This is a genomic window from Micromonospora sp. WMMD1274 (assembly GCF_049179035.1).
Classification (GTDB): domain Bacteria; phylum Actinomycetota; class Actinomycetes; order Mycobacteriales; family Micromonosporaceae; genus Micromonospora; species Micromonospora tulbaghiae.
On the sequence record NZ_JBMHMG010000001.1, the window covers coordinates 6,654,054 to 6,666,770 of the forward strand.

Annotated in this window: 13 protein-coding genes; 8 read left to right on the forward strand and 5 right to left on the reverse strand. The window is 75.0% G+C overall.

The genetic code is table 11. The annotated features are described in order from the left end of the window. Window positions 1-26 precede the first annotated feature (26 nt). Window positions 27-2,198: an RNA polymerase recycling motor ATPase HelR gene (gene helR / locus ACN27D_RS31445; protein WP_421500726.1), complete on the reverse strand. Its 2,172-nt coding sequence runs from the start codon at window positions 2,196-2,198 to the stop codon at window positions 27-29. Window positions 2,199-2,422: 224 nt separating this feature from the next. On the opposite strand from helR, the gene ACN27D_RS31450 reads away from it, so the two are divergent. From ACN27D_RS31450 to ACN27D_RS31470, 5 genes are all read left to right on the forward strand, one after another. Further along, window positions 2,423-3,214: a TetR/AcrR family transcriptional regulator gene (locus ACN27D_RS31450; RefSeq protein ID WP_120569981.1), complete on the forward strand. Its 792-nt coding sequence runs from the start codon at window positions 2,423-2,425 to the stop codon at window positions 3,212-3,214. Window positions 3,215-3,316: 102 nt separating this feature from the next. Next, window positions 3,317-3,463: a hypothetical protein gene (locus ACN27D_RS31455; RefSeq protein ID WP_350816573.1), complete on the forward strand. Its 147-nt coding sequence runs from the start codon at window positions 3,317-3,319 to the stop codon at window positions 3,461-3,463. Continuing rightward, a complete protein-coding gene (locus ACN27D_RS31460; RefSeq protein WP_184976507.1) occupies window positions 3,463-4,683 on the forward strand; it encodes a YeiH family protein in 1,221 nt (406 codons plus the stop codon). Before ACN27D_RS31455 ends, ACN27D_RS31460 begins: the two co-directional genes overlap by 1 nt. Window positions 4,684-4,718: 35 nt before the next feature. Continuing rightward, entirely contained in the window at window positions 4,719-5,252 is a 534-nt protein-coding gene (locus tag ACN27D_RS31465) for a flavin reductase family protein (RefSeq protein ID WP_421500727.1), read from the forward strand. Between the two features lie 34 nt (window positions 5,253-5,286). Further along, window positions 5,287-5,598: an NIPSNAP family protein gene (locus ACN27D_RS31470; RefSeq protein ID WP_184976505.1), complete on the forward strand. Its 312-nt coding sequence runs from the start codon at window positions 5,287-5,289 to the stop codon at window positions 5,596-5,598. A 17-nt stretch (window positions 5,599-5,615) separates the two neighbouring features. On the opposite strand, the gene ACN27D_RS31475 is transcribed toward ACN27D_RS31470, so the two are convergent. After that, window positions 5,616-6,620, reverse strand: a complete 1,005-nt coding sequence (locus tag ACN27D_RS31475; protein ID WP_358176860.1) for a helix-turn-helix transcriptional regulator — start codon at window positions 6,618-6,620, stop codon at window positions 5,616-5,618. Between the two features lie 86 nt (window positions 6,621-6,706). On the opposite strand from ACN27D_RS31475, the gene ACN27D_RS31480 reads away from it, so the two are divergent. Next, window positions 6,707-7,285 (forward strand): DinB family protein, encoded by a 579-nt coding sequence (locus ACN27D_RS31480; protein ID WP_421500728.1) that lies wholly within the window; start codon window positions 6,707-6,709, stop codon window positions 7,283-7,285. A 20-nt stretch (window positions 7,286-7,305) separates the two neighbouring features. Then, window positions 7,306-8,397, forward strand: coding sequence for a winged helix DNA-binding domain-containing protein (locus tag ACN27D_RS31485; RefSeq protein ID WP_421500729.1), 1,092 nt, complete (start codon window positions 7,306-7,308; stop codon window positions 8,395-8,397). A 44-nt stretch (window positions 8,398-8,441) separates the two neighbouring features. Here ACN27D_RS31485 and ACN27D_RS31490 read toward each other — a convergent pair whose 3' ends face one another. Beyond that, window positions 8,442-9,650 carry a MalY/PatB family protein gene (locus ACN27D_RS31490; RefSeq protein WP_421500730.1) on the reverse strand — a complete coding sequence of 403 codons (1,209 nt, stop codon included), beginning with the start codon at window positions 9,648-9,650 and terminating at the stop codon, window positions 8,442-8,444. A 34-nt stretch (window positions 9,651-9,684) separates the two neighbouring features. Between ACN27D_RS31490 and ACN27D_RS31495 the strand changes: the two genes are divergently transcribed. Continuing rightward, complete coding sequence (locus ACN27D_RS31495; protein WP_334463388.1) at window positions 9,685-10,239, forward strand: GNAT family N-acetyltransferase; 555 nt, start codon at window positions 9,685-9,687, stop codon at window positions 10,237-10,239. A gap of 9 nt (window positions 10,240-10,248) precedes the next feature. Here ACN27D_RS31495 and ACN27D_RS31500 read toward each other — a convergent pair whose 3' ends face one another. After that, a complete protein-coding gene (locus ACN27D_RS31500) occupies window positions 10,249-11,076 on the reverse strand; it encodes an MOSC domain-containing protein (protein WP_421500731.1) in 828 nt (275 codons plus the stop codon). A gap of 4 nt (window positions 11,077-11,080) precedes the next feature. Then, window positions 11,081-12,709: an isovaleryl-CoA dehydrogenase gene (locus ACN27D_RS31505; RefSeq protein ID WP_421500732.1), complete on the reverse strand. Its 1,629-nt coding sequence runs from the start codon at window positions 12,707-12,709 to the stop codon at window positions 11,081-11,083. Window positions 12,710-12,717: the final 8 nt, after the last annotated feature.

The window sequence follows — 12,717 nt, forward strand, 5'->3', positions numbered from 1 at the left end:
CAGCGTGCCGCCCCCCGGGGCGCCGGTCACGGCCCGGTGAGCACGACCAGCTCGCCGGTGGCCCGGGTCATCGCGACGTACCGGTCCACGGCCCCGGCGATCCCGTCGCCGAACGACTCCGGGTCGACCAGCACCACCAGGTCGAACTCCAGCCCCTTGGCGAGCACCGGGCTCAGCGACCGGACCCGGTCCGAGGCCGGGAACGCCGGATCGCCGATGACGCACGCGACGCCCTCGGCGTGGGCGGCGAGCCAGCCGTCCACCACCGCGCGCAGCTCGGCGCGGTCGCCGTACCGCACGGGGGCGCCGTCGCGGATGGACGTGGGCACGTTGGCGTCCGGGAGGACGGCCCGGATCACCGGCTCGGCCGCCGCCATCACCTGCGCCGGGGTGCGGTAGTTGACGGTCAGCGTCGCCACCTCGACCCGGTCGAACCCGGCCCGCGCCAGCCGCTCCGGCCACGACTCGGTGAACCCGTGCCGCGCCTGCGCCCGGTCACCGACCACCGTGAAACTGCGCGACGGACAGCGCGCCAGCAGCATCTGCCACTGCGCGTCGGTCAGCTCCTGCGCCTCGTCCACCACGACGTGCGCGAACGGCCCCGCCAGCAGGTCCGGATCCGCCGCGCTCAACGCGCTGGAGTCGACCAGGCTGGTCCGCATGTCCTCGCCGTACAGCATGGTCATCAGACCCTCGCCGTCGTCGTAGGCGTGCGACGCGATCAGCGCGTCGACCACCGTGTCCATCTCGACGCGCTGCGCGGCCAGCACCGCCTCGTCGCGGCGCCGCCGCAGCGACGCCTCCGGGTCACCGACCCGCCGCCGGGCCGCGTCCAGCCACGGCAGGTCCGCCACCGTCCACGCCCGGGCGTCGGCCCGCCGCAGCGTACGGATCTCCTCGACGCTCAGCCAGGGTGCGCACCGGCGCAGGTAGGCCGGCACCGACCACAGGTCGGCGACCACGTCGAGCGGGTCGAGCAGCGGCCACGCCCGGCCGAACGCGGTGGCCAGTTCGCGGTCGCGTCCCAGGGCCCGGCGCACCGCCTCCTCCGGCTCGTCGCCGCGGTACTTCTCCACCAGGATCGTGAGCAGTTCCTCCCACACGTCGTCACGGGCCTCGTTGTGCGGGACGCCCGGCCCGGCCGCCTCGAACGCCGTCCTCCAGTCGTCGGCGGTCAGCCCCAGCTCGGCGTCCCCGACACCGACAGTCGTCCCGGTCGTGGGTGGCTCCTCGTAGAAGCGGACCGCGGCGTCGACCGCCCGCACCGGGTCCGCGGACGCCTTCAGCCGGGCCACCTCCGGGTCGGTCTCCGGCGCCGCCGCCGCGCCCTCCGGCACCAGGTCGGCCAGGGTGCAGATCTGCACGTCCTCCTCGCCCAGGCTGGGCAGCACGTCGGAGACGTAGTTCAGGTACGGCTGGTGCGGCCCGACCACCAGCACCCCGCCCCGGCGCTCGCCCAGCCGCGGGTCGGCGTGCAGCAGGTACGCGGTGCGGTGCAGCGCCACCACCGTCTTGCCGGTGCCGGGACCGCCGTCGACCACCAGCGCGCCCCGGGAACCGGCCCGGATGATCGCGTCCTGGTCGGCCTGGATGGTGCCGAGCACGTCGCGCATCCGCGCCGACCGGGTCGCGCCCAGGCTGGCGATGAACGCCGACTGGTCGTCCAGCGCGGCGTGCCCGGCCAGACCGTCGGCGGTGAACACCTCGTCCCAGTAGTCGGTGATCCGGCCTCCGCTCCACCGGTACCGGCGGCGGCTGACCAGGCCCATCGGGTCGGCGTGGGTCGCGCCGAAGAACGGCTCGGCGGCGGGGGAGCGCCAGTCCAGCAGCAGCCGGCCGCCCGCACCGTCGGTCAGGCCGAGCCGGCCCACGTACACCGGGGCCGCGCCGTCCGCGCCGACCATCCGGCCCAGGCACAGGTCCAGGCCGTAACGGCGCAGCGTACGCAGGCGCGCGCTCAGCCGCCGGACCTCCTGGTCCCGGTCGACCGCCTGCCGGCCCCGGCCGCCCGCGGCCCGGCGCGTCGCGTCGAGCCGGTCGGTCAGGTCGGCGATCGAGCGGCGCAGACTGTCCGCGATGGCGGCGAAGTGCCGCTCGTCGGCGGCGATCAGGTCCGGGTCGGCCTTCGCCGACAGACGCTCAGGAAGATCGAAAACGCTTGTGGTGGGCAGATTCAACTCGTCTCCGATCACGGGCACGGCCGAGCCTCCGCTCTTCGCGGCTTTTCGAATGCCTCGGCAATGGGTTACGGCCGGCAATTGTGCGCCGTCACCCGGGTCTTGCGGCAAGACCGGGGGTGCGCTATATGTTGGTAGTGGCGGGAGAACCCGCCATTCTTTTTGCGCGGACAATTCTCGGGCTCCCCATTTCCGGCGTCCCGCCGGCGGCCGGTGCCCGGCGCGGCCGGTAGGATGACGGCACCATGTCGAAGGAGCGCCGGCGCAAGGCCGATCCCGCCCGCAGCCTGGCCCTTCTCTGGCGTACCCGGGAGCCGGCCAGCCGCGGCGCCGGTCCCGGCCTCAGCGTCGACCGGATCGTGCGCACCGCGATCGAGATCGCCGACGCCGAGGGCATCGACGCGCTCACCATGCGCCGGGTCAGCGAGGCGCTCGGCGTCGGCACCATGTCCGTCTACACGTACGTGCCGGGCAAGGCGGAACTGCTCGACGTCATGGTGGACACCGTCCTCGGTGACCTGCCGCGCCCGGCCGACGTGCCGGGCGGCTGGCGCGGCCGGCTGGAGCGCATCGCCCGGGACAACCTCGCGCTCTACCGGGCCCACCCGTGGCTGCTGCGCGCCGAGACGACCCGGCCGGTGCTCGGCCCGAACGTGCTCGCCAAGTACGACTACGAACTGCACGCGGTCGCAGACATCGGGCTCGACGACGTGGAGATGGACGCCGTTCTCACGCTCCTGCTGGGGCACGCCAAGAACGCGGCCCGGGGCGCGCTGGACGTGGCCGAGCTGGAACGTGAGACCGGGATGACCGACGACCAGTGGTGGCAGACGCACGGCCCCTGGCTGGAGAAGTTCATGACCGCCGGCAGTTTTCCGCTCGCCGCGCGGGTCGGCACCGCCGCCGGGATGGCGCACGGCGGGGCGTACGGACCGGACCACGCCTTCGAGTTCGGTCTCCAGCGGGTGCTCGACGGCATCTCGGTGGTGGTGGCCGCCCGCGCCGCCGACGAGCCGGAGCCCGGGAAGACCTTGTAATCCTACTAGTTAAGTAGGAAACTCTCACTGGGTCGATGATCCCCCGTCACCCGTCGCCTCCGGCTGCCCTCCGTCGCCCGCGCGTACCCGTAGGAGCCCCTCATGAGCAACGCGCCCACGCCACCCGAACCGCCCACCGCACGCACGTCCCGGCTCGCCTTCAGCGAGGACTGGGCCGCCACCGTCCTCGGCCTCGCGCTGCTGCTCCTGGTGCTGGCCGGTGCGATCCCCGCCGGGCTGGTGCCGTGATGGCCGCCGCCCCGGAACCCGCCGTCCGCAGCACCGCCGCCGGGCCGCCCGCGGCCTCCACCGCGGATGCCCCGGCCGCCGCGACCCCGGTGGACCGACCCGCCGGTACGCCCGCGGTCGCGCCACCCCGGGCCGACCTGCGCACCGGCGCGTTCTGGGCCTGGACCGGCCTGGGCCTGCTGGTGGTGCTGGGTCTCGCCGCGCTCACCCGGTACCTCGAACAGAACGTGCCGGTCTGGGCCGAGGGCAGCGCCATCGAGGACGTGGCCGGCGCGGTCGAGTACCCGGTCTACGCGATCCTGCTCGGCCTGCTCGGCAACCTGGTCGTCACGGTGACCGGGCTGCGGGACCGGATCTCCGCCGCGTTCCGTACCGAGTTCTTCATCAAGACCGGTCTGGTGCTGCTCGGCGCCTCGATCAACCTCGCCGTCATCGCGAGCGCCGCCGGGCCCGCCATCGCCCAGGCGCTGCTGCTGATCAGCGGCGTGTTCCTGTTCACCTGGTGGCTGGCCGGGCGGTTCGGCCTGGACGAGAAGCTGCGGGCACTGCTCGCCTCGGCGGTGTCGATCTGCGGAGTCAGCGCCGCCATCGCCGCCGCCGGTGCGGTACGGGCACGCCGCGAACAGCTCGCGTACACGGCCAGCCTGGTCATCGCGTTCGCGCTGCCGTCGATCTTCCTGCTGCCTTGGCTGGCCGACGTGCTCGGCCTCTCCGACGCGGTCGCCGGCGCGTGGATCGGCGGCAACATCGACACCACCGCCGCCGTCACCGCGGCCGGCGCGCTCGCCGGTGAGGACGCGCTCCAGATCGCCAGCATCGTCAAGGTCACCCAGAACGCGCTGATGGGCGTGGTCGCGGTGGCGCTCACCGCGTACTTCGCGCTGCGGGTGGAGCGCCGCCCGGACGCGCCGCGCCCCGGGCTGGGCGAGCTGTGGCGCCGGTTCCCGAAGTTCGTCCTCGGGTTCGTCGCCGCCTCGGTGATCGCCACCTGGTACCTCGACGCGGCCGGGTCGGACGGCAAGGCCACCATGGCGATCGTCACCGACCTGCGGGTCTGGTTCCTCATCCTGGCCTTCGTCAGCATCGGCCTGGAGGTCCGCGTGTCGTCGCTGCGCGAGGCCGGCTGGCGGCCGGTGACCGTGTTCGGCGCCGCCACCGTGTTCAACCTGGTGCTGGCCCTCGGACTGGCGTCGGTGCTGTTCCACGGCTTCACGGTCTGACCGCCGTCCGTCCCCGTACACCTTGGAGGAACGCCGTGCCCGAGCCCGCCGACACCCCGGTCGACGCCGACGCCGACGCGCTGCGGACGCTGCTGCGCCACCAGGCCAGCACAGTCACGGTGGTCACCGCCGCCGGACCGCCCGCGGCCGGGTTCACCGCCACCTCGTTCACCGCTGTGTCGCTGCGACCGCCGATCGTCTCGTTCTGCCTGGACCTGGGCTCGTCGAGCTGGCCGGTGGTGTCCCGGGCGCGGCACGTCGGTGTGCACCTGCTCGGGCACGGCCAGCACGAGGTGGCCCGGAGGTTCGCCACCAGCGGGATCGACCGGTTCGCCGAGCCGACCCGGTGGCGGCCCGGCCCGGAAGGGGTGCCGGTCCTCGACGACACGCTGGCCTGGCTGCTGTGCCGGGTGGTGGACCGGGTCGTCGTCGGGGACCACACCGTCGTGCTGGCCGAACCGGAACTGCTGCGGCACGCCGACGTCGGTTCGCCCCTGCTCTACCACCGGGGGCGGTACGCCGGGCTCGCCGACACGACCGACCCCGGCGACCGCCGCTCCGCGGCCTGAGCGCCCGGGGGCCGGGCGTCGCTATCGTGGCCGCGTGATCACCTGCGTCGTGCACTACACGATCGACCCCGCGCAGATCGAGGCGTTCGAGCGCTTCGCCCGCGCCTGGATGCGGCTGGTGGCACGGCACGGCGGCGTGCACCACGGCTACTTCCTGCCCGCCGAGGGCGCCAGCGACCGGGCCGAGGCGCTGTTCAGCTTCGAGAGCCTGGCGGCGTACGAGCAGTACCGTGCCCGGTTCGGGGTGGACCCGGAGTTCGTCGCCGCCGACCGGATCCGCGACGAGTCGGGCTGCGTCCTGCGGTACGAGCGCACGTTCATGCGTCCGCTCCTGCCCACCGACTGACACCCCGCCCGGCCCGGCTATCGAGGCGGGCCCGGGGGCTCCGCCGCTGCGGCGTAGCGGCGGGCCAGGCGGGCGAACGCCTCGCGCAGCTCCGGCGGCCCGACCACCTCGATGTCGGCGTCGTAGCGGCCGAGCACGGCGGCCAGCCCGGGCCACGACCAGGCGCCGAGCACCAGCCGGCAGCGGTCCGGGCCCAGTTCCTCGACGATCCCGTCGCGGGTCCACCCGGACACCACGCGGGCGGGCAGGTCGAGGATCACCTCGCCCCGGCAGGGCCAGTCACCCGGCCCGGTGGCGCCCTTGAACCGGCCGGCGACGTACGCGGCCACGTCCCCGCCGGGCAGCTCACGGGGCGTGAACCGGGGGCCGGTGGGCGTACGCGGGCTGATCCGGTCGACCCGGAACGTGCGCCAGTCGTCGCGGTCGAGGTCCCAGGCGACGAGGTACCAGCGCCCGCCCCAGGTGACCAGGTGGTGCGGCTGCACCCGACGTGGCGGCCGGTCCGGGTCCGGTGGTGCGGTGGACACCGGCTCGTAGTCGAAGCGCAGCTCCTCGCGGGCGTGCACGGCGGCGCTCAACGTCATCAGCAGCGCCGGTTCCACCCGGTGCCGGGCGGGCGTACCGGCGCGTTGCACGTCGACGACCCGCAGCGCGTCCACCCGGTGCCGCAGCCGCGCCGGCATCACCTGCCGCACCGTGGTCAGCGCCCGGGCGGCCGCCTCCTCGATGCCCGTCACGCCGCCGGCGGCGGTCTGCAACGCCACGGTGAGCGCGACCGCCTGCTCGTCGTCGAAGAGCAGCGGCGGCAGCGCGGAACCGGCGCCCAGCCGGTAGCCGCCGTCCGGCCCCTTGGCGCTCTCGATCGGATAGCCCAGCTCGCGCAGCCGGTCGACGTCGCGGCGCACGGTACGAGGGCTGACCCGCAGCCGTTCGGCGAGCAGCGACCCCGGCCAGTCCCGGCGCGCCTGCAACAGGGACAGCAGCGAGAGCAGTCGGGCGGAAGTCTTCGGCACGACACGCATTCTGCCGCGAGAAGAGGACACTTCCTGACCGCTACGCCTGCGAGGGTTGACCCGTACCCGATCAGGACCGGAAGGAACCGATGACGATGACCGGCACCACCACGACCCCCACCACCCTGGACGCCGAGCGGACCGACCTGCTGGCCGAGCTGACCGAGGCCCGGAACACGCTGATCAACACGGTGCGCGGCCTCACCGACGAGCAGGCCGGGCTGAAGCCGACCGCCAGCGCGCTGTGCCTGGGCGGCCTGATCAAGCACGTCGCGTCCACCGAGGAGGCGTGGCTGCGGTTCGTGGTCGACGGCCCGGCGGCGATGTCCTTCGCCATGCCCGAGGGCGTCACCTGGGAGGACTTCATGTCCGGCCGGGCCCGCGAGCTGCCGCAGTGGGCGATCGACCGGGGACGGGACTTCCAGATGCTGCCCGAGGACACGCTGCCGGCGATCCTGGACCGGTACGCCCGCATCGCCGCGCGTACCGAGGAGATCGTCGCCGGCGTCGAGGACCTGTCGGCGACCTGGCCGGTGCCCGACGCGCCGTGGAACGAGCCAGGTTCGGTCCGCAGCGTCCGGCGGGTGCTGATCCACGTCATCGCCGAGACCACGCAGCACGCCGGGCACGCGGACATCCTGCGCGAGAGCATCGACGGCCAGACCACCACCTGAGCCGGCCGGAGAACGAAGCCGTGACGGTGCTCGACCGGCGCGCGCTCAACCGGGCGACGCTCGCCCGGCAACTGCTGCTCGACCGCGCCGCCCTGCCGGTGGCCGGCGCGGTCGAGCACCTGTGCGGGTTGCAGGCCCAGGAGCCCCAGGAGCCGTACGTCGGGCTCTGGTCGCGGCTGCGGGCCTTCGACCCGGCGGTCCTGTCGGACCTGCTGGTGCGCCGCCGCCTGGTGCGTACCCACCTGATGCGCCGCACCGTGCACCTGCTCGCGGCGGACGACGTGCTGGCCTGGCGGTCCCGGCACGACGCGATGCTGCGCCAGCGGGTGCTGGGTGTCTACCGCGGCGAGTTCGACGGGGTCGACCTCGACGAACTCGCCGCGGCGGCCCGGGACGTCCTGGCCGACGGCGAGCCCCGCACCACCGCCGAGATCGTGGGGGCGCTCGCCGCGCGCTGGCCGGCGACCGACCGGCGGGCGCTCGGCGAGATCGTGCTCGCGCTGGTGCCGACGGTGCAGGCGCCGCCGCGCGGGCTGTGGCGCACCACCGCCGGTGTCCGTACCGTCGCTCTGGCCCGGTGGCTGGGCCGCGACGCCGACCCGCCCGGCTCCGGCGGCGACGACCCGGCCGGGCGGGCGCTGGTGCGGCGCTACCTGGCCGCGTTCGGGCCGGCCGCGTCGGCGGACCTGCGCGCCTGGTGCGGCCTCGCCGGGCTGCCCGCGGCGGTCGCCGCGGTCCGCGACGAGCTGGTGGCCTTCCGGGACGCGCGCGGCCGGACGCTGCTCGACCTGCCGGGCGCGCCGCGGCCCGAGCCGGACACCCCCGCGCCGGTACGGTTCCTGCCCGCCTTCGACAACGCCGTGCTCGGCTACCACGACCGCAGCCGGATCATCGACGACGCCCACCGCAACCTCTCCGTCGCCGGGGCCCGGTTCGTGCTCGTCGACGGCCGGGTCGCCGCCACCTGGACGGTCGACGCGGGCGTCGTGGTGATCACGCCGCTGCGCGCGTTCACCCGCGCCGAGCGCGCGGCCGCCGCCGAGGAGGGCGCCGCGCTGGCGTCGTTCCTGTCCGAGGGCGACAACCAGGGGGTACGCGTCGCCGCGCGCTGAGCCGCCGGGTAAGGCGCGCGGCGACGCCACCGGTGAGGCGTGCGTCAGGCGCGTACCGCGCGGCCCATCCGGGTGACCGCCTCGGTGAGCACGGCGGGGGAGGTGGCGAAGTTGAGCCGCACGAACCCGGCGCCGCCGGCGCCGAAGACGTGCCCGGAGCTGAGCGCCACCCGCGCCCGGTCGAGGAACATCCGCGCCGGACCGGCCAGGTCGCTCGCCACCCCCGGCCCGTCGCCCGCCTCGGTGGGCACGCCGAGGCGCCGGCAGTCCAGCCAGGCCAGGTACGTGCCCTCGGGCGGCCGCCACGACACAGTCGGCAGGTGTTCGGCCAGCAGCGACCCGAGCAGCGCCCGGTTCGCGTCCAGGCCGTCGAGCAGCCGGTCCAGCCACGGCCCACCGGCCCGGAACGCGGCGGTGTGCGCGAGCACTCCGAGGTGGCTGGGCCCGTGGCTGACCTCCTCCGGCATCCGGGCCAGGTCGTCCGCCGCGTCCGGCCCGGCGACCGCCAGCGCCGCCTTGAGCCCGGCCAGGTTCCACGCCTTCGACGCCGACACCAGCGCGAACGCGTTCTCGGCACCCGGCACCGTCAGGTACGGGGTGAACCGCACGCCGGGCAGCGCCAGCGGTGAGTGGATCTCGTCGGCGACCACCCGTACGCCGTGCCGGGCGGCCAGCTCGGCGACCGTGGCCAGCTCGTCGGGCCGGTGCACCACACCGGTCGGGTTGTGCGGGTTGCAGAGCAGGAACGCCGGCCGGTCGCCGATCGCGCGGGCCCGCCGGAACGCCTCCTCCAGCGCGGCCGGGTCGAGCCGCTGGTCCGCGCCGAGCGGCGCCTCGAGAACCTGCCGCCCGGCGCTTGTGACGAACGCGTAGAACGGCGGGTAGACCGGGGGAGTGACCACCACCGCGTCACCGGGGCCGGTGACCAGGCGCAGCACCTCGACCGTACCCATCATCACGTCCGGCACCAGCGTGGCCCGGCCGACCGGGAAGTCGGCCCAGCCCCACCGCTGGGCGGCGAACCCGCCGACCGCCTCGGCGTACGCGGTGCCGTACGAGTAGCCGGTGTCGCCCAGCTCGACCGCCCGGCGCAGCGCCTCGGCCACCGGCGGCGCCAGCGGCACGTCCTGCTCGGCGACCCACAGCGGCAGCACGTCCGGCGGGTACAGCCGCCACTTCACGCTGGTGCGCTGCCGGAGCTGGTCGAGCGTGAGCTGGGTGAGCGGGTTGCCGTCCTCGGCGGAAACGACCATGCGACCCACCCTAGGTTCCTCCTACGATCGCCCGATGACCCACCCGGCGTACCCGGTGCGCACGTCCCGGCTGCTGCTGCGCCCGGTCACCGTCGACGACCTCGACGACGTGCACGCCTGGCAGCGCCGCCCGGACGTGGTCCGCTGGATGGCGGGCGCCGCGCCGCGTACCCGGGCGGAGTCCCTGGCGTCGGTGACCGCGATGGCCGGCGAGGACGCGCTGCGCGCGGAGGGCGACTGCCTGACGCTCGCCGTGGTGCGCGACGGGCGGGTGATCGGTGCGGTCGAGCTGGTCTGGCGCAGCGCGGCGGACCGCACCGCCGAGCTGGGGTACGTCTTCCACCCCGACCACGGCGGCCGCGGGCTGGCCACGGAGGCGGCCGGCGCGCTGCTGGACTGGGGGTTCGCCGAGTTCGGGCTGCACCGGGTGGTGGCCCGCTGCCACGCGGACAACGAGCCGTCGGCGCGCCTGATGGCCCGGCTCGGGATGCGGCGGGAGGCGCGGCACGTGCGCAGCTACCGGTTCCGGGGCGGCTGGGCCGACCAGCTCGTCCACGCGATCCTGGCCGACGAGTGGCGTCGCCGCTGAGCCGCCGGATCAGGAGACGGCGACCGGGTCGCCGACCCGGATCTCGCCGGTGCTCAGCGGGACCAGGCGGACGCCGAACCAGGTCTTGCCGTCGTGACGCCGGTGCCGGGCCAGCGTGCGGATCGGCTCCTTCCCGCCGGCGAGGGTCTCCGGGTCGATGAGCGTCACCGAGCAGCGGTCGCAGCGTTCGGACACCCGGAAGTCCACGGCGCCGATGCGCACCCGCGTCCAGCCGTCCTCGGCGAACGGTTCGACCGGCCCGTCCAGCACCACAGTCGGCCGGAACCGGGCCATCGCCAGCGGCTCCGGCGCGGGCTCGCCGCGTTCCAGCGCGCCCTCGACGATCCAGTCCCGCAGCCGCCGCAGCGACGGCAGTGTGGCCACCAGCAGCGGTCCGGCGTCGGACAGGTTCAGCGGATCACCGGGGCCGCCGCCGTGCTCGGCCGACATCGGCCGGCGGCGCGGGTCGTCCAACCAGGCCAGCCGTACGGGCCGGCCCAGCCGCGCGGAGAGCCAGTCGTGGGCCTCGTCGGCGGCGAGCCGGACCGTGTCCAGCCGGGACACGTCGGTGGCGACCGGCGGCCCGTCCACCGGTTCGGCGACTGTCAGCGACGACCCGTCGCGGGCGGTGAGCGTGATCGACCCGGAGCCGGGGGCGGCGGTCAGGCCGAGCAGCGCGGGCAGGGCGGTCGAGCCCAGTTTGCCGCCGTCGGGGCGCAGCACCACCCAGCGGCGGTCGTGACGCAACCCCCACGGCTCGACGTCGGCCCGGTCGACGTCGACGCCGCCGAGGGACTTGACCGGGTACAGGTGCACCGAGGCGAGTCGCGTCACCACGCCCTCAGCCGATCTTCGGGGTGGCGCGGTCGATGATCGCTGCGAGGTCCAGCCCGCCCGGCAGCGTCCCGTACGCCTGACCGTGGTCGCCGTCGAGCCGGGAGGCGCAGAACGCGTCGGCGACCGCCGGGTGGCCGTGGCGCACCAGCAGCGCGCCCTGGAGCACCAGCGCCAGCCGCTCCACCACCCGCCGGGCGCGCAGCTCCAGGTCGGTGTGGTCGGCGAGTTCGTCGCGCACCCGGCGCACCGCGGCGTCCAGCCGGGCGTCCGCGCCGGCCGCGGCGGCCACCTCCGCCTCGTACGCGGCGAGCACCTGCGGTTCCCGGGTGAGCGCGCGCAGCACGTCCAGCGCGGCGACGTTGCCGGAGCCCTCCCAGATCGAGTTCAGCGGCGACTCGCGGAACAGCCGCGGCATGCCGGACTCCTCCACGTAGCCGTTGCCGCCCAGGCACTCCAGCGCCTCGGCGGCGTGCCCCGGCCACCGCTTGCACACCCAGTACTTGCCGACGGCGAGGGCGAGGCGCTTGAACGCGGTCTCGCCGTCGTCGCCGCGCGCCGACCGGTCGGTCGCCCCGGCCAGCCGCATCATCAGCACTGTGGCGGCCTCGGACTCGACGGCCAGGTCGGCCAGCACGTTGCGCATCAGCGGCTGGTCGGCGAGGTAGTCGCCGAACACCCGCCGGTGGGTGGCGTGGTGCACGGCGGTGGTGACACCGTGGCGCATCCCGGCCGCGGCGCCGATCACGCAGTCGAGCCGGGTCAGGTTGACCATGTCGATGATGGTGCGCACGCCCCGGCCCTCGTCGCCGACGCGCCACGCCACCGCGTGCTCGTACTCGACCTCGGCGGAGGCGTTGGAGCGGTTGCCGAGCTTGTCCTTGAGCCGCATCAGCCGCATCGGGTTGCGGCCGCCGTCGGGCAGCACCCGGGGGACCAGGAAGCAGGTGAGGCCGCCGGGCGCCTGCGCGAGGGTGAGGAACAGGTCGCACATGGGCGCCGAGGTGAACCACTTGTGCCCGACGAGGCGGTAGCTGCCGTCCGGCTCGGGCCGGGCCGTGGTGGTGTTGGCGCGGACGTCCGAGCCGCCCTGCTTCTCGGTCATCGACATGCCGGCGAGCAGGCCGCGCTTGGTCTGCGGCGGGCGCAGCCCGAAGTCGTACTCGCGGGTGGTGAGCAGCGGCTCGTAGCGGGCGGCCAGGTCCGGGCTGTGCCGCAGCGCGGGCACCGCCGCGTACGTCATCGAGATCGGGCAGCCGTGCCCGGCGTCGGGCCGCCACAGGTAGAAGCCGGCCGCGCGGGCCACGTGCGCGCCCGGCCGGTCGTCGGCCCACGGCGCGGCGTGCAGGCCGTGCCCGACGGCGGTCCGCATCAGCTCGTGCCAGGACGGGTGGAACTCCACCTCGTCGATCCGGTGGCCGTACCGGTCGTGGGTGCGCAGCACCGGCGGGTGCTCGTTGGCGAGCCGCCCGTGTTCGGCGGCCTCCTCACCACCGGCGAGCCGGCCCAGCTCGTGCAGCCCGGACAGCGCCCAGCCGGCGCCCTCGCGGGCCACGCCGTCGCGCAGGGCCGGGTCGTCGGCGGTGTCGTGGCCGACCATCGGGGGTACCTGGTTGACGACATCGTGCGTGGTCACGGCGGCAA